Consider the following 14,784-nt stretch of genomic DNA (forward strand, 5'->3'; position numbering starts at 1 on the left):
TCAGTTCAGGCGTCCGCCGCCAGCAGGGGCAGCAGACCGCCAGCGGCGTCGAGGGCATAGAGGTCGTCGCAGCCGCCGACATGGGTGGTGCCGATGAAAATCTGCGGCACGGTACGCCGGCCGGTTTTCTGCATCATCTCATCGCGCCGATCGGGGTCGAGATCGACCCGGACTTCCTCGATCGCCGCCACGCCACGCGCCGTCAGCAACTGCTTGGCGCGAATGCAGAAGGGGCAGATCGCCGTGGTGTACATCAGGACCGCCTGCGTCATTTCTTGCGCCCGCCCTTGTGCAGCGGATAGCTTGCCGCCACCCAGGCATCGACGCCACCGCCGAGGTTGAACAGCTTGTCGAAGCCTTGCTCCTTCAACGCCTTGCAAGCCCGACCGGAACGCAGTCCGGAAGCGCAGCACAGGATCAGCGGCAGTTCCTTGAATTTTTCCAGTTCGTGCAGGCGTTCGCCAAGCTGGGCTTCGGGAATGTTGATGGCGTCCGGAATATGCCCGGCGGCGAACTCGTTCGCCTGGCGCACATCGATCACCTTGGCATCCTGGCGGTTGATCATCAGGGTCGCCTCACCCGGATTGACGGCGGCTCCGAGCGGCCGGAAGACCAGCGGCCAGAGCAGCCCGAGGCCGGAAACAACGACAATCCCGATAAGCAGGATGTTCTGGTTGATGAAATCCATCGGCATTGCTTAATTCTCCACACCACAAAAAACTTCGCGCATCATGCCAACCAGCTGCAGGGTACGCTGATCGCCGACGCGGTAGAAAACCCGGTTGGCATCCTTGCGCGTCAGCAGGACCCCCTTCTCGCGCAGGATGGCGAGATGCTGGGAGATATTGCTCTGCGAGGTGCCGACGGCTTCGACGATCTCCTGCACGCAGGCTTCCTGATCGCCGACGACGCAAAGAATCTTCAGGCGCAACGGATGCGCGATCGCCTTCAGGGCTCTCGCCGCCGTCTCGATATGCTCCTGCTTGTCGATCAGGCTGGAGGAAATAGCGTCCAAGATAGAAAACCTCAGTTTGGTTGAACGGTTGATTATAGAATAAGCCTTGCCAAACCTAGAACCCAATCACGATTTCCTCATGCTTTCCGCCCGCGCCGGCTTGCGCTCCGTTCTTCCCGCCTGCTCGCTCGCGCTCCTGCTGGCGTTCGCCCTCATCAATCCCGCAACCGCCCAGAAAAAGGCCAGCGCACCGGAGGTGGCGGCCAAACGCGCGGATCTCGAAGAGCTGCGCAACCGCATCGAGGACTTGCGCAAGGACCTGTCGAGCAGCGAAGACTCGCGCGCCGACGCCGCCGACCGGCTGCGCGAGTCGGAACGGCAGATTTCCCGCCTGCAGCGCAAGCTGCACGAACTGGGCGGGCAACGAGAACACCTGCAACAGCGCCTGGAAAACCTGGAGACCCAGTCGCGCGAACTGGGCGGAACGCTGACCCTGCAGCAGCAGCAACTGGAAAACCTGCTCTACCGCCAGTACCTGAAGGGTTCGCCCGATTCGCTGCAGTTGCTGCTCAACGGCGACAATCCGAGCCAGTTGGCGCGCGACCTTTATTACCTGTCCGCCATCGCCGGCGCCAAGGCAGAACTGATGGGCGAAATCCAGGCCACCATCCGGCAGAAGAAGGCACTCGCCGAAGATGCCCGGGAGCGTACCGCCGAACTCGCCGAAGTCGAGAACGAGCAGCGCCAGCACCATGCCGAGCTTGAGCAGCAGCGCCGCGAACGCCAGGCGCTGCACGCCGAACTGTCGAGCAAGATCCGGGCGCAGCGGCGGGAGATCGGCTCGCTGCAGCGCGACGAAAAACGCATGACCCAGCTGATCGACCGACTGTCGCGGATTATTGCCCAGCAGGCGGCCAAGGCCGCGGAAGAAGCACGCCGCAAACCGCCACCGCCGCCGCCGGCGAGCTCGGGCAGCAGCCGCGAACCGGCGCCGCCGCGCGAAGCCCCGAGCAAGGAGAACCGCTACGATCCGGCACCCAACGACGGCCGCTTCGCCAAACTGCGCGGCACGCTACGCCTGCCCGTGCGCGGCGCCGTGATCGGCCGCTTCGGCAAACCGCGCGAAGGCGGCGGACAGTGGCGCGGCCTCTTCATCCGCAGCGACAACGGTAGCCCGGTCAAGGCGATCGCCTCCGGCCGGGTGGTTTTTTCCGAATGGATGCGCGGTTTCGGCAACCTGCTGATCGTCGACCACGGCGACGCCTACCTGACGATCTACGGCAATAACGACTCTTTGCTCAAACAGGTCGGCCAGGCCGTCGACGGCGGCGAAACCATCGCCACCGTAGGCAACACCGGGGGCAATCAGGAATCCGGTTTATACTTCGAAATCCGTCATAAAGGTAATCCGATCGACCCCTTGTCCTGGGCCAGCCTGAAATGAGCAAAATCAAGACCTTGAGCCTTACCGTCGGCGGCTTCGTTGCCGGCGCACTGATCACCCTGCAGTTACCCGCCTTCGCCGAGAAGGACACCAAGATCGGACTGCCGATCGAGGACCTGCGCACTTTTGCCGAAGTCTATAGCGCAATCAAGCAGGGCTATGTCGAGCCGGTCGAAGACAAGAAGATGATCGCCAACGCCATCTCCGGCATGCTCGGCAACCTCGACCCGCACTCCGCCTATCTCGACGCTGATTCCTTCAAGGACCTGCAGGTTGGCACGCAGGGCGAATTCGGCGGCCTCGGCATCGAAGTCGGCATGGAGGACGGTCTGGTCAAGGTCGTCTCGCCGATCGAGGACACCCCGGCCTACCGCGCCGGGGTCAAGGCCGGCGACCTGATCTTCAAGCTCGACGACACCCCGGTCAAGGGCCTCAGCCTGTCCGACGCGGTCAAGAAGATGCGCGGCAAGCCGAAAACTTCGATCCGCCTTGGCATCCTGCGCAAGGGTGAGGCCAAGCCGCTGGAACTCACCCTGGTCCGCGAAGTGATCAAGGTGCAGAGCGTCAAGTCGAAGGTCGTCGAACCCGGCTACGCCTGGGTCCGCATCACCCAGTTCCAGGAAACCACGGTCGCCGATCTCGCCAGACACCTGAGCAAGCTGTACAAGGACGGCGAACTCAAGGGTCTCGTTCTCGACCTGCGCAACGACCCCGGCGGCCTGCTCAACGGCGCCATTGGCGTCTCCGCCGCTTTCCTGCCGCCGGAAGTCAAGGTCGTGTCGACCGACGGCCGCACCGAGGACGCCAAGCAGGAATTCCTCGCCCGACCGCGCGACTACCTGCGCGGCACCGGCGAAGACCCGCTACGCGGCCTGCCGGTGGCGGTCAAGAAAGTACCGATGGTGGTGCTGGTCAATGGCGGCTCGGCGTCGGCATCGGAAATCGTCGCCGGCGCGCTGCAGGACCACAAGCGCGCCGCCATCGTCGGCACCCAGTCCTTCGGCAAGGGCTCGGTGCAATCGGTACTGCCGCTGCCCGGCAACACGGCGATCAAGCTGACCACCGCCCGCTACTTCACGCCCAGCGGCCGTTCGATCCAGGCCAAGGGCATCACGCCCGACATCGTCGTCGAGGAAACCCCAAACGGCAACGGCCCGGCCCGCCTGCGCGAAGCCGATCTCGAACGCCATCTCGAGGACAAGCAGGAAGCCGCCAGGAAGGAAGAACCGAAGCCCCAGGCCAGCAAGCCAGCCGCCAAGGAAGAACGTGACGACGAGGCGATGCCGGCCCGCCTGGAATATGCCAGCAAGAGCGACTACCAGTTCCAGCAGGCGCTGAACATCCTGAAGGGCGTACAGTTCATGCAGGGCAAGCCGTAACACGTCACCGCGCGGGAGGGATGATGAGCAGCACGGACCGCAGGAAGAAACGGGAAATCCTGTTCGCCAAGTTTCCGCCAGGACAGGTCCCGGAAGCCGCTGACGACCTCAAGAGGGTTGAAGAAGTCGATGTCGAGCCGCGCTACGAAAAACGGGCGCTCGGCGTCGCCTACGACCTGCAGCAGCACACCCTGGCCGAACTCGAGGACCGCCTGGTCAACCACGGCTACCACCTCGACAGCACGCTGATGAGCAAATTGACGCGGGCGCTGATTCATTACGTCGAGGAAACCCAGTTGCACAACATGGCCTCCCCGGAGAAACGTCTCAAGCCGTCGCCCGAGGAAGCCTACGTCAAGGCCTGGGAAACCCGCCCGCACGGCGACCACGACGACACCCCGCCGGAGTGGCGCGAGTACAAGTGACCGACGAGCAACTGCTCCGCTACAGCCGGCACATCCTCCTTGACGCACTCGGCATCGAAGGCCAGCAGCGCATCCTCGACAGCCACGCGCTGATCGTCGGCGCCGGCGGACTCGGCTCGCCGGCGGCGCTCTACCTCGCCTCGGCAGGCATTGGCCGGATCACCCTGGTGGACGACGACGTCGTCGACCTGACCAACCTGCAGCGACAGATTCTCCATACCGAGGCACGGGTCGGCATGGCCAAGGCCGAATCCGGCCGCCAGGCGCTGGCGGCGTTGAATCCCGCGGTCGAAGTGGTCCCGCTGCAAAGCCGGCTGGCCGGCGCCGAGCTCGACGCCCTGGTCGGCAGCGCCGACATCGTCCTCGACTGTACCGACAACTTCGCCACCCGCCACGCCATCAACCGCGCCTGCGTCCATCACCGCAAGCCGCTGGTCTCCGGCGCTGCCATCCGCTTCGACGGCCAGGTCAGCGTCTACGATCTCGCCCGCGACGACGCGCCGTGCTACCACTGCCTGTTCCCGGAAGCCGACGACGTCGAAGAAGTACGCTGCGCGGTGATGGGAGTGTTCGCGCCGCTGACCGGCATCGTCGGCACCGTGCAGGCAGCCGAGGCGCTGAAGCTGATCGCCGGCATCGGCGAATCGCTGAACGGCCGCTTGCTGTTGCTCGATGCCCTGAACATGGAATGGCGGACGGTGAAATTCCGCCGCGACCCCGATTGCGCCGTGTGCGGAGCCCGAAGCGCTTAACGACCAGCTAGCGGCCGGGCAAGCAGGCGGATATCCGGCCCGACCTGGCGCAGATCGAGAATCTTCAGCGAACGCTTGTCGGCCAGACTGGTCAGCGCCGGCAGGCTGAACAGCCCGGCCGCGTCGTCGCCGATCAGGCAGGGCGCCAGGTAAATCAGGAATTCATCGACCAGGCCTTCGCGCAATAGCGAGCCGTTCAACTTGTGGCCGGCCTCGGCGTGTAGCTCGTTGATGCCGCGCCGCCCCAGTTCCTGCAGCAGCGCAGCGAGGTCGACCTTGCCGGCCGGGTTGGCCAGGGTCACGATCTCGGCCCCGGCGGCGCGCAAGGCGGCGGCGCGTTCCGGCGCCTCGACCGCGGCGGCGATCAGCACCCCGCCCCCGGCCAGGATCTTCGCCGTCGGCGGCGTCTCCAGGCGGCTGTCGACGATCACCCGCAAGGGCTGGCGCGGGGTGGCGACGTCGCGCACGGTCAGACTCGGATCGTCGTCGCGCACCGTGCCGATACCGGTCAGGATGGCGCAGGCGCGGGCCCGCCAGCGGTGGCCATCGCGACGCGCCTCGGGACCGGTGATCCACTGGCTGCTGCCGTTGTTCAAGGCCGTCTTGCCGTCCAGGCTGGCCGCCGCCTTCAAGCGCAGCCAGGGGCGGCCGCGGGTCATGCGCGAGACGAAGCCGAGGTTCAGTTCGCGCGCCTCGTTCTCAAGCAGACCGCTTGCCGTGTCGATACCGGCCGCACGCAACAAGGCGAGGCCACGACCGGCAACCAGCGGATTGGGGTCTTCCATGGCCGCGACGACGCGCGCGACGCCGGCAGCGATCAGCGCTTCCGCGCAGGGCGGCGTGCGCCCGTGATGGCTGCAGGGTTCGAGCGTGACGTAGGCGGTGGCACCGCGCGCCCGTTCTCCCGCTGCACGCAGGGCATGGACTTCGGCATGCGGCTCGCCGGCTTTCTCGTGCCAGCCTTCGCCGACGATCTCGCCGTTACGGACCAGCACGCAGCCAACGCGCGGATTGGGCGAGGTCGTCCACAGGCCCTGTTCGGCCAGTTGCAGCGCCCGCGCCATCATGCTGCGGTCGGCGGCGGAAAAGCTCATTTCTTGCGCGGCGACGGCGAGACTTCCTTGATCGCCTTGGAGAAGGCGTTGACGTCCTCGAAATTGCGATAGACGGAGGCGAAACGGATGTAGGCAACCTTGTCGAGCTTCTTCAGCTCGCGCATCACCAGTTCGCCCAGTTGCTGCGTGCTGACTTCGCGCTCGCCGGCGGTGAGCAGCTTTTCCTCGATGTCGGCGATCGCCGCATCGACCGATTCGATCGATACCGGCCGCTTACGCAGCGCCAGCTCGAGGCTGGCGCGCAGCTTGGCGCGGTTGAAGTCGGCGCGCAGGCCGTTCTTCTTGACCACCTGCGGCAACTGGATCTCGGCCCGTTCGTAGGTGGTGAAACGCTTGTCGCAGGCCGCGCACTTCCTGCGGCGACGGACGATATCGCCCTCTTCGGAAACCCGGGTGTCGACCACCCCGGTTTCGTCATTGCCGCAGAAAGGGCACTTCATGCTTGCTTAGGCGCCGTAGACCGGGAAGCGCTTGCACAAGGCCGAGACCTTCTCGCGGACGGTAGCGGCCACCGCTTCGTCGTTCGGCGCGTCGAGCACGTCGGCGATCAGGTGAGCGATCTGCTCGGCTTCGATCTCGGTGAAACCACGCGTCGTCATCGCCGGCGAACCGATACGGATGCCGGAAGTGACCATCGGCTTCTGCGGATCGTTCGGGATGCCGTTCTTGTTGACGGTGATGTGGGCATTGCCCAGCGCCGCCTCGGCTTCCTTGCCGGTGATGTTCTTGGCTCGCAGGTCGACCAGGAAGACGTGGCTCTCGGTGCGCCCGGAGACGATGCGCAGGCCACGCTGCTCGCCGAGCACTCGGGCCATGACACGGGCGTTCATGATTACCTGTTCCTGGTAGTTCTTGAACTCGGGCGTTGCCGCCTCCTTGAAGGCGACGGCCTTGGCGGCGATCACGTGCATCAGCGGACCGCCCTGCAGGCCGGGGAAGATGGCGGAATTGATCGCCTTCTCATGCTCGGCCTTCATCAGCACGACGCCGCCGCGCGGACCGCGCAGCGTCTTGTGCGTGGTGGTGGTGACGACATCGGCAAACGGGACCGGGTTCGGATAGAAACCGGCAGCGATCAGGCCGGCGTAGTGGGCCATGTCCACCCAGAAGATGGCGCCGATTTCCTTGGCGATCTTGGCGAAGCGTTCGAAGTCGATGCGCAGCGCGTAGGCCGAGGCACCGGCGACGATCAGGCGCGGCTTGTGTTCGCGGGCCAGCGCTTCCATCTTGTCGTAGTCGATCTCTTCCTTTTCATTCAGGCCGTAGGAGACGACATTGAACCACTTGCCGGACATGTTGAGCGGCATGCCGTGGGTCAGGTGACCGCCTTCAGACAGGCTCATGCCCATGATCGTGTCGCCCGGCTTGCAGAAGGCCATCAGCACGGCCTGGTTGGCCTGCGAACCGGAGTTCGGCTGGACGTTGGCGGCATCGGCGCCGAACAGCGCCTTGATGCGCGCAATGGCGATCTGCTCGGCAACGTCGACGTGTTCGCAACCACCGTAGTAGCGCTTGCCCGGGTAGCCTTCGGCGTACTTGTTGGTCAGCTGCGAGCCCTGGGCTTCCATGACCGCCTTGCTGACGTAGTTCTCGGATGCGATCAGTTCGATGTGATCTTCCTGACGCTGGTTCTCGGCCGTGATGGCCTGCCACAGTTCAGGGTCAACTTTCGCCAGGGTGTCTTTCGCGGAAAACATGGGGATGCCTCAAGCCGTTGAAAAGGCCGCGATTTTATCACGAAGGCAGTTCGTCCAACGCGTCGCCCGCCAGATGCCCGGTTTCGCCCCAGCTTTCCAGCGTCCACCGGCCATCGAGCGTGGCGATCCAGTTGATGCCGGCGTTCGGAATCAGGAAGTCGCGCGCCATCTCCAGCGGATTGCCGCGCACGAAGCGGTTGATCACGTCGAGCACGCCGCCATGGACGACGACGACGACATCCTGGCCGGGATGCAAGGCGGCGATTTCGCGCAGCTTGCCGGTGACGCGGGCGTACATGACTTTCAGGCTCTCGCCGTTCTCGAACGCGTAATCGGCGTTGCGCCCCTCGAAGGCGGCATAGCCCTCGGGAAAGCGCGTCGCTGCCTCGGCATAGGTCAGGCCTTCGAAGACGCCGTAACGACGTTCGCGCAACTCGGGCGCCGCCACCGGCTGCAACTGCAGCGCGGCGCCGATCGCCTGCGCCGTATCCCAGGCCCGACGCAGGTCGCTGGCGTAGAGCGCACTGACCCCGGCCGTTTTCAGCCAGCGCCCGGCGGCCTGCGCCTGACGGTGGCCGGTCGCATTGAGGCCGATGTCGATCTGGCCCTGGATGCGCCGTTCGGCATTCCACTCGGTCTCGCCGTGGCGGACCACGCAAAGCCGCGTCGGGCGCGGCAACTCTTCGTCAAAACGCATGTCAGGCCTGCGACTGGAGGAAATCGTCCATACGGTTCTCGGCAACGCTGAACCAGGCGTTTTCGGTACGCCGGTACTTGTCGTAAGCCTTGAGAATCTTCTTGAATGCCGGGTTCTTCTTCGCCTCGTCGGCGTACAACTGCTGCGCCGCCTTGTACGCCGCCTCGAGGATCGGCCGCGAGAACTCCTGCAGCTTGACGCCGCTCTGCAGCAGCTTCTTCAGCGCGATCGGGTTCTGGTGGTCGTAGCGCGCCATCATCGTCACGTTGGCCTCGAAGGCCGCCGCCCGGAACGCTTCCTGGTATTCGCGCGGCAGCTTCTCCCACTCGTTGCGATTGACGAAGAAATGGATCATCGGCCCCGGCTCCCACCAACCCGGGTAGTAGTAGTTCTTGGCCACCTTGTAGAAGCCGAGGCGCTCGTCATCGTAGGGACCGACCCATTCGGCGGCGTCGATGGTGCCGCGCTCCAGCGCCGGGTAGATGTCGCCGCCGGCGATCTGCTGCGGAACGACACCGAGTTCGGAAAACACCGCGCCGCCGAGGCCGGCGATGCGCATCTTGATGCCCTTGAGGTCGTCGACGGCGCTGACCTTCTTCCGCCACCAGCCGCCCATCTGCGTCCCGGTGTTGCCGCCGGCGAAGGAGAGAACGTTGAAATTGCCGTAGAAATCGTCGAGCAGTTCCTGGCCGCCGCCGTAATAGACCCAGGCATTCATCTGCCGCGCGTTCATGCCGAAGGGCATCGAAGTGCCGAAACCGAAGCTCTTGTCCTTGCCGACGTAGTAGTAGGAACAGGTGTGTGCCACCTCGACCGTCCCCTGCTCGACCGCCTCGAGCGCCTGCAGACCGGGAACGATCTCGCCGCCCTGGAAGACGCGGATGTCGAAGCGGCCGCCGGTCATCGCCCGCAAGCGGTCGGCGAGAACCTCGGCGCCGCCGAAGATGGTGTCCAGGCTGCGTGGAAAACTCGAGGTCAGGCGCCAGCGCACCGCCGGGTAAGGGCTCTGTACCGCCGGCGCCTCGACCGGCTTCGGCGGCGGCTCGCTTTTCGGCGGCGTCGCCGGCTTGGCCGCGACCGGTTCGGCTGGCGGCGGCGCCTCTTCCTTGCTGCAGGCGGCGAGGGAAGCCGCAGCGCCGGCCGCCGCCACGGCAAGAAAATCTCTACGTTGCATGTCTGTCTCCTCCCGCTCGGGCGGGATTATGCTGTATCCAATGGCATGCATTCTTCCGTAAAGCGGGCGACTTGGCGAGCAAAAGACGCACGCGGCGCAAGGCCGCCTTCCGGCATCGAAGCGAGCGGGCACAAGACCCGTGGACTACTCGCCGGCGATCGTCATGCGGTCGATCAGGATCGAGCCGCTCTGCTTGCTGCCGCGCGCCAGCACGTCGTTGCCGACAGCGACGATGCCGGCGAACATGTCGCGCAAGTTGCCGGCGATGGTGATTTCCTCGACCGGGTAGGCGATCTTGCCGTCCTCGACCCAGAAACCGGCGGCACCGCGCGAGTAGTCGCCGGTGACGTAGTTGATGCCGTGGCCGAGCACTTCGGTGAGCAGCAGGCCGCGCCCCATCTTCTGCAGCAGGCCGGCGCGGTCGAGGCTGCCGGGTTCGATGATCAGGTTGTGGCTGCCGCCGGCGTTGGCCGTGGTCTGCAGGCCGAGCTTGCGCGCCGTGTAGGCGGAGAGGAAATAGCGCTGCAGGATGCCGGCGCTGACCACGTCGCTGTCGCGCGTCGCCACGCCATCGCTGTCGAAGCTGGCGCTGGCCAGCCCACAGGGCAGATGCGGCCGTTCGACGATATTGACGAAGTCGGGCATCAGTTGCTTGCCGAGGTGGTCGAGCAGGAAGGACGCCTTGCGGTAGAGGGCGCCGCCGCTGGCCGCGTGTACCAGGCTGCCGAGCAGGCCGGCGGCGAGCGGCGCTTCGAACAGCACCGGGTAGTCGCCGGTCTTCAGCTTGCGCCCGCCGAGCCGCGCCACCGCCCGTTCGGCGGCAATGCGGCCGACGCTTTCCGGGCTTTCCAGGCGCTGGCCGTCACGGTGCGTCGTATACCAGTCGTCGCGCTGCATCTGCTCGCGCTCGCCGGCGATCACCGAGGCGGAAATGTAGTGACGCGAGGTCGGGTAGCCGCCCATGAAACCGTGGCTGTTGGCGGAAACGAAGTGCGCCTGCTGCGTCGACACCGTCGCCCCTTCGGAGTTGTCGATCAGCGGACTGGCGTCGAAGGCCGCCTGTTCGCAGCGGCTGGCCACCTCGATCGCTTCCTCGACGCTCAGGCGCCACGGGTGGTAGAGATCGAGATCCGGGCAATCGCGAGCCATCAATGCGGCGTCGGCGAGGCCGGCGCAGTCGTCCTCGGCGGTGAAGCGGGCGATGTTGAGCGCCGCCTCGACGGTATCGCGCAGGGCCTGCGCGGAAAAGTCGGAAGTGCTCGCGTAGCCCTTGCGCTGCCCGGCATAGACGGTGACGCCGATGCCCTTGTCGCGGTTGAACTCGATGGTCTCGACCTCGTCGCAGCGCACCGTCACCGACTGCCCGAAGCCTTCCGAGACATCGACTTCGCAGGCGCTGGCGCCGTGCGTGCGGGCATGCTTGAGGACGTCCTCGGCAAGTTGCTGGAGGTCGGCGAAGGCGTGGGAAAAAGCGGCGGTCTCGGACATGTGGACGGCGTCCTGGCGGGAAAAGTCGCTATCATAGCAGCCCGCCGTTGCCGTTCCGGATGCTGCCATGCAAGACGATACCTACCCCGAAGACCTCGTTCGCCCCTCGAAAACCAAGCAGAAGGAGGCGATGCACGCGCTGCGCGACCTCGGCGCCGAGCTGGTCGAGCTGTCGGTTGGCCAGTTGAAGCGCATCGATTTGCCGGAAACCCTGTTGGCGGCGGTGCGCGACTGCCAGAAGATCACCGCCCACGGCGCCCGCCGCCGCCAGATGCAGTACATCGGCAAAATCATGCGCGGCGTGGACGAAGAACCGATCCGCGCCGGCCTGGCGCTGCTGCGCGGCGAATCGGCGGCGGAAACGGCGCGCCTGCACCGTCTGGAACGCTTCCGCACGCGCCTGCTGGAAGAGGAAGCGACGCTGACCGAGATCGCCAACCAGTGGCCCGGCGCCGACCTCCAGCAATTGCGCCAGTTGCGCCGCAACGCGCTGAAGGAACAGGAAGCCGGCAAGCCGCCGAAGAGCTACCGTGCCATCTTCCAGTTTCTCAAGGACCTCGACGCCACCCCGGCCGGCAGCGCGGAGACCGAGCATGACGACGCCTGACAACCTGGTGGTCGGCCTGGTCTCGATCAGCGACCGCGCCTCAACCGGCATCTACGAGGACAAGGGCATCCCGGCGCTGCAGGAATGGCTGGGCAGCGCACTGACCACGCCGTGGCGCGCCGAAACCCGGCTGATCGCCGACGACCGGCCGGGAATCGAAGCAACGCTGGTCGAGCTGGTCGATGATTGCGGCTGTCACCTGGTGCTGACCACCGGCGGCACCGGCCCGGCGCCGCGCGACGTCACGCCGGAAGCGACGCTGGCCGTCGCCGACAAGGAAATGCCCGGCTTCGGCGAGGAAATGCGGCGCATCAGCCTGAACTTCGTGCCGACCGCGATCCTCTCGCGGCAGGTGGCGGTGATCCGCAAGCAGGCGCTGATCGTCAATCTGCCCGGGCAACCGAAATCGATCCGCGAGACGCTCGAAGGCGTCCGCGCCGCCGACGGCAGCGTCCGCCACGTCGGCATCTTCGCCGCCATTCCCTACTGCATCGACCTGCTCGGCGGCCCCTACGCCGAGACTGACCCGCGGGTGATCCAGGCTTTCCGTCCGAAATCGGCGATCCGCCCGCGCTGACCCTCAGCCGGGCAGGACGCGGTAGCGGGCCAGTTCGTAATCGTTGGTCTGCTCGATGACGAGCAGCGGTTCGAGCAGGCCGGGCTTACCGTCGCGGACGAATTCAAGGGCTTCGCGCGGATCGAAGGTGTAGGGCGGCAGCACGACGCGCAACTCGCCCGGCGCATTCCCCTCCTCCAGCAGCAAGGCCGGAATACCGCCGACCGCGGCATAGCTGGACGCCATCTTCGGCTTCAGTTCGGCGGCGACCACCGCCCGCGCCAGCGTCTCGATGCCGACCCGCGCCTCGTCCTCGCTTTCCCGATGGTAACGGCGGACGCAACCGAGCACCCAGTTCTCGCCGCCCTCCGGCTGCAGGGCGAGCAGCGCGCCGACTTTCAGCCACTCGCCGGGAATGCTGTTGACGTAAGCGCCAAAACCGCCGCGGCTGACGTTCTCGACCACCCAGCTCTCGATCTGCAAACCGGCCGGCCGACCGCCGAATTCGCCGGAAAAGACGACGTAGGCATTGACCAGCCCGCTCATCACCGACAGGCGGTGCTTGACCCGATGCCGGTCGTGCCGGCGCTGCGGCGGGATCGGCGCCAGGTAGGCCGCCAGATGCCGCAACACGGGAATCAGCGTCTTCGCCAGGTACTGGCCGCCGAGCATGATGTCGGCCGGCACATCGCTGCCGCGCTCGAGCAGGTGCAGCAACTCCTCCATCTCGCGGTGCGCCCGACCGGGGCGGAAGAAACGCAGGGTCGGCGTCGCTTCCGCCGGCATCCGCGCCAGCCGCAGTGGCGGTTGGGCAAGCGCCAGATCGACCCAATAGACGCAATCGTGCTCGCCATGCTGCGGAAAATCGAACGCCATCAGGTAATGCGCGATGAAGCGCTCGGCCAGTTCGATCTCCAGCGGCAGCAGGCTGTCCATCGAAGCGGCGTGAAAGACCATCGCCTTGCGATACTCGGCCAGTGGCGAAGTATTGCCGGTCAGGCCACCGAGATTGCTCAGGCGGGTCGCCACGCCATATTCCTCCGCCCGCAGCAGGGCGGCGCCCAGACGCGCCCAGAGCGTGGGCGGCGTCGGCCCGTAGTGGAACTGCTCCCACTTGAGCTGGGCCCGCAACGCGGCGATCAGGCGCGCGCACAAACCCGGCAACTGAAGACGCAGCGCCTCCGGCGTCGGTCCGGCGGCAACCAGGCCGGCCAGGGCCTTTTCATAGACCTCCGCCAACTGCCGCCAGAAACCGGCGTTGATCGCCCATAGCCGACGCTCCTCGGCCTTCGACAGGCGAACGGTATGCAGATACTCGCGCGACAGCCGCCGCAGATGCGCCATCGCCGCATCCTCCAACTGGCTGGCCGCGATGAACAGACGATCGGCGGGAAAGCCTTCGGCGACCGCCAGCGACTCCAGCCAACCGCCAATTTCGTCGAGCGACTTGAAGGCATTGTCGCGCGGCAATTCGCTGACAATCTGCTGCAACTCACGCGGGTTGGCCAACGGATGACCGTTCCTTCGGTCAAACAGCCCGCCCAGATTCCCCATCTTGTTCAGCACATCGCCCTCCTCGTCAGCATGCCGCCCCTGGACGACGACATGCCCGCATTCTAATCCGTCGCCATGCGCTACGGAAACACGACGAACACGGTAGAATTTGGCTGTTCCTTCCCGCGCAAGACACGAGCTCCAATGCAGCCTTACCTCAACCTGATGCGCCATGTGCTGGAAAACGGCCAGGACAAGGCCGACCGCACCGGCACCGGCACCCGTTCGGTGTTCGGCTGGCAGATGCGCTTCGACCTGGCGCAGGGCTTTCCGGCGCTGACCACGAAGAAACTCCATCTCAAGTCGATCATCCACGAACTGCTGTGGTTCCTGCAAGGCGATACCAACATTGCCTACCTCAAGGAAAACGGGGTCCGCATCTGGGACGAATGGGCTGACGAAAACGGCGACCTCGGCCCGGTCTACGGCAAGCAATGGCGGCGCTGGGAATGCCCGGATGGTCGCCTGGTCGACCAGATCGCGCAACTGGTGCACAGCCTCAAGCACAACCCGGACTCGCGCCGCCACATCGTCTCCGCCTGGAATCCCGGCGACGTCAACCAGATGGCGCTGCCACCCTGCCACTGCCTGTTCCAGTTCTACGTCGCCGACGGCCGGCTTTCCTGCCAGCTCTACCAGCGCAGCGCCGACATCTTCCTCGGCGTGCCGTTCAACATCGCCTCCTACGCACTGCTGACGATGATGCTGGCGCAGGTCTGCGGCTACCGCCCGGGCGACTTCGTCCATACCTTCGGCGACGCCCATCTCTACGCCAACCATTTCGACCAGGCACGCCTGCAGTTGGCGCGCGAACCGCGCGCCCTGCCAACGCTGTGGATCAACCCCGAAATCACTGACATCTTCTCCTTCAGGTTCGAGGATTTCCGCCTCGACCATTACGACCCGCACCCGCACATCGCGGCGCCGGTCGCCGTCTGAGC

The 14,784-nt window shown here is 65.6% G+C and carries 17 protein-coding genes; 7 read left to right on the plus strand and 10 right to left on the minus strand.

The genetic code is table 11. The features are described 5' to 3' along the window. Window positions 1-5: 5 nt before the first annotated feature. The 3 genes from grxC to AC0KWY_RS10370 are packed head-to-tail and all read right to left on the minus strand — an operon-like array spanning window position 6 to window position 1,015. On the minus strand, window positions 6-272 hold the full coding sequence (grxC, locus tag AC0KWY_RS10360; protein ID WP_474029568.1) for a glutaredoxin 3: 267 nt from the start codon (window positions 270-272) through the stop codon (window positions 6-8). Beyond that, on the minus strand, window positions 269-694 hold the full coding sequence (locus AC0KWY_RS10365; RefSeq protein WP_474029569.1) for a rhodanese-like domain-containing protein: 426 nt from the start codon (window positions 692-694) through the stop codon (window positions 269-271). The genes grxC and AC0KWY_RS10365 overlap by 4 nt, the downstream gene beginning before the upstream one ends. 3 nt (window positions 695-697) lie before the next feature. Then, window positions 698-1,015, minus strand: a complete 318-nt coding sequence (locus AC0KWY_RS10370) for an ArsR/SmtB family transcription factor (protein ID WP_474029570.1) — start codon at window positions 1,013-1,015, stop codon at window positions 698-700. 79 nt (window positions 1,016-1,094) lie between these two features. Here AC0KWY_RS10370 and AC0KWY_RS10375 point away from each other — a divergent pair, with 79 nt between their 5' ends. From AC0KWY_RS10375 to AC0KWY_RS10390, 4 genes are read left to right on the plus strand one after another with little or no spacing between them, the layout of a single operon-like run. After that, window positions 1,095-2,399: a murein hydrolase activator EnvC family protein gene (locus tag AC0KWY_RS10375; protein ID WP_474029571.1), complete on the plus strand. Its 1,305-nt coding sequence runs from the start codon at window positions 1,095-1,097 to the stop codon at window positions 2,397-2,399. Continuing rightward, entirely contained in the window at window positions 2,396-3,778 is a 1,383-nt protein-coding gene (locus AC0KWY_RS10380) for a S41 family peptidase (protein ID WP_474029572.1), read from the plus strand. The genes AC0KWY_RS10375 and AC0KWY_RS10380 overlap by 4 nt, the downstream gene beginning before the upstream one ends. 23 nt (window positions 3,779-3,801) lie before the next feature. Continuing rightward, on the plus strand, window positions 3,802-4,203 hold the full coding sequence (locus tag AC0KWY_RS10385; RefSeq protein ID WP_474029573.1) for a hypothetical protein: 402 nt from the start codon (window positions 3,802-3,804) through the stop codon (window positions 4,201-4,203). Beyond that, complete coding sequence (locus AC0KWY_RS10390; protein WP_474029574.1) at window positions 4,200-4,955, plus strand: HesA/MoeB/ThiF family protein; 756 nt, start codon at window positions 4,200-4,202, stop codon at window positions 4,953-4,955. The genes AC0KWY_RS10385 and AC0KWY_RS10390 overlap by 4 nt, the downstream gene beginning before the upstream one ends. Here AC0KWY_RS10390 and ribD read toward each other — a convergent pair. The 6 genes from ribD to pmbA form a co-directional block, all read right to left on the minus strand. Next, window positions 4,952-6,049 carry a bifunctional diaminohydroxyphosphoribosylaminopyrimidine deaminase/5-amino-6-(5-phosphoribosylamino)uracil reductase RibD gene (gene ribD / locus AC0KWY_RS10395; RefSeq protein ID WP_474029575.1) on the minus strand — a complete coding sequence of 366 codons (1,098 nt, stop codon included), beginning with the start codon at window positions 6,047-6,049 and terminating at the stop codon, window positions 4,952-4,954. The two genes, AC0KWY_RS10390 and ribD, sit on opposite strands and share 4 nt — an antisense overlap. Further along, complete coding sequence (nrdR, locus tag AC0KWY_RS10400; protein ID WP_474029576.1) at window positions 6,046-6,510, minus strand: transcriptional regulator NrdR; 465 nt, start codon at window positions 6,508-6,510, stop codon at window positions 6,046-6,048. The genes ribD and nrdR overlap by 4 nt, the downstream gene beginning before the upstream one ends. Before the next feature lie 6 nt (window positions 6,511-6,516). Further along, on the minus strand, window positions 6,517-7,767 hold the full coding sequence (gene glyA, locus AC0KWY_RS10405) for a serine hydroxymethyltransferase (RefSeq protein WP_474029577.1): 1,251 nt from the start codon (window positions 7,765-7,767) through the stop codon (window positions 6,517-6,519). Between the two features lie 37 nt (window positions 7,768-7,804). Further along, the gene (locus AC0KWY_RS10410) at window positions 7,805-8,464 is read right to left on the minus strand and encodes a histidine phosphatase family protein (RefSeq protein ID WP_474029578.1); all 660 of its coding nucleotides are present in this window, start codon (window positions 8,462-8,464) and stop codon (window positions 7,805-7,807) included. Between the two features lies 1 nt (window position 8,465). Beyond that, the gene (locus tag AC0KWY_RS10415) at window positions 8,466-9,638 is read right to left on the minus strand and encodes a TRAP transporter substrate-binding protein (RefSeq protein ID WP_474029579.1); all 1,173 of its coding nucleotides are present in this window, start codon (window positions 9,636-9,638) and stop codon (window positions 8,466-8,468) included. A gap of 144 nt (window positions 9,639-9,782) precedes the next feature. Next, on the minus strand, window positions 9,783-11,126 hold the full coding sequence (gene pmbA, locus AC0KWY_RS10420) for a metalloprotease PmbA (protein ID WP_474029581.1): 1,344 nt from the start codon (window positions 11,124-11,126) through the stop codon (window positions 9,783-9,785). Window positions 11,127-11,193: 67 nt separating this feature from the next. Between pmbA and yjgA the strand changes: the two genes are divergently transcribed. Then, on the plus strand, window positions 11,194-11,733 hold the full coding sequence (gene yjgA / locus AC0KWY_RS10425) for a ribosome biogenesis factor YjgA (RefSeq protein ID WP_474029582.1): 540 nt from the start codon (window positions 11,194-11,196) through the stop codon (window positions 11,731-11,733). After that, window positions 11,720-12,310, plus strand: a complete 591-nt coding sequence (gene mog, locus AC0KWY_RS10430) for a molybdopterin adenylyltransferase (protein WP_474029583.1) — start codon at window positions 11,720-11,722, stop codon at window positions 12,308-12,310. The genes yjgA and mog overlap by 14 nt, the downstream gene beginning before the upstream one ends. A 3-nt stretch (window positions 12,311-12,313) precedes the next feature. Here the strand turns inward: mog and AC0KWY_RS10435 are convergent, their stop codons facing one another. After that, window positions 12,314-13,798, minus strand: coding sequence for a hypothetical protein (locus AC0KWY_RS10435; protein WP_474029584.1), 1,485 nt, complete (start codon window positions 13,796-13,798; stop codon window positions 12,314-12,316). 189 nt (window positions 13,799-13,987) lie between these two features. On the opposite strand from AC0KWY_RS10435, the gene AC0KWY_RS10440 reads away from it, so the two are divergent. Beyond that, complete coding sequence (locus AC0KWY_RS10440; protein WP_474029585.1) at window positions 13,988-14,782, plus strand: thymidylate synthase; 795 nt, start codon at window positions 13,988-13,990, stop codon at window positions 14,780-14,782. The last annotated feature ends 2 nt before the right edge of the window (window positions 14,783-14,784 follow it).

The organism is Azonexus sp. MM2026_4 (assembly GCF_055901855.1).

Bases quoted from the DNA above. Each gene is read 5' to 3' on its own strand.
- AC0KWY_RS10385 (WP_474029573.1), top strand. From the start codon at position 3,802: ATGAGCAGCACGGACCGCAGGAAGAAACGGGAAATCCTGTTCGCCAAG.
- glyA (WP_474029577.1), bottom strand. From the start codon at position 7,767: ATGTTTTCCGCGAAAGACACCCTGGCGAAAGTTGACCCTGAACTGTGG.
- grxC (WP_474029568.1), bottom strand. From the start codon at position 272: ATGACGCAGGCGGTCCTGATGTACACCACGGCGATCTGCCCCTTCTGC.
- AC0KWY_RS10410 (WP_474029578.1), bottom strand. From the start codon at position 8,464: ATGCGTTTTGACGAAGAGTTGCCGCGCCCGACGCGGCTTTGCGTGGTC.
- mog (WP_474029583.1), top strand. From the start codon at position 11,720: ATGACGACGCCTGACAACCTGGTGGTCGGCCTGGTCTCGATCAGCGAC.
- nrdR (WP_474029576.1), bottom strand. From the start codon at position 6,510: ATGAAGTGCCCTTTCTGCGGCAATGACGAAACCGGGGTGGTCGACACC.
- AC0KWY_RS10415 (WP_474029579.1), bottom strand. From the start codon at position 9,638: ATGCAACGTAGAGATTTTCTTGCCGTGGCGGCGGCCGGCGCTGCGGCT.
- ribD (WP_474029575.1), bottom strand. From the start codon at position 6,049: ATGAGCTTTTCCGCCGCCGACCGCAGCATGATGGCGCGGGCGCTGCAA.
- AC0KWY_RS10440 (WP_474029585.1), top strand. From the start codon at position 13,988: ATGCAGCCTTACCTCAACCTGATGCGCCATGTGCTGGAAAACGGCCAG.
- pmbA (WP_474029581.1), bottom strand. From the start codon at position 11,126: ATGTCCGAGACCGCCGCTTTTTCCCACGCCTTCGCCGACCTCCAGCAA.
- AC0KWY_RS10380 (WP_474029572.1), top strand. From the start codon at position 2,396: ATGAGCAAAATCAAGACCTTGAGCCTTACCGTCGGCGGCTTCGTTGCC.
- AC0KWY_RS10365 (WP_474029569.1), bottom strand. From the start codon at position 694: ATGCCGATGGATTTCATCAACCAGAACATCCTGCTTATCGGGATTGTC.
- AC0KWY_RS10375 (WP_474029571.1), top strand. From the start codon at position 1,095: ATGCTTTCCGCCCGCGCCGGCTTGCGCTCCGTTCTTCCCGCCTGCTCG.
- yjgA (WP_474029582.1), top strand. From the start codon at position 11,194: ATGCAAGACGATACCTACCCCGAAGACCTCGTTCGCCCCTCGAAAACC.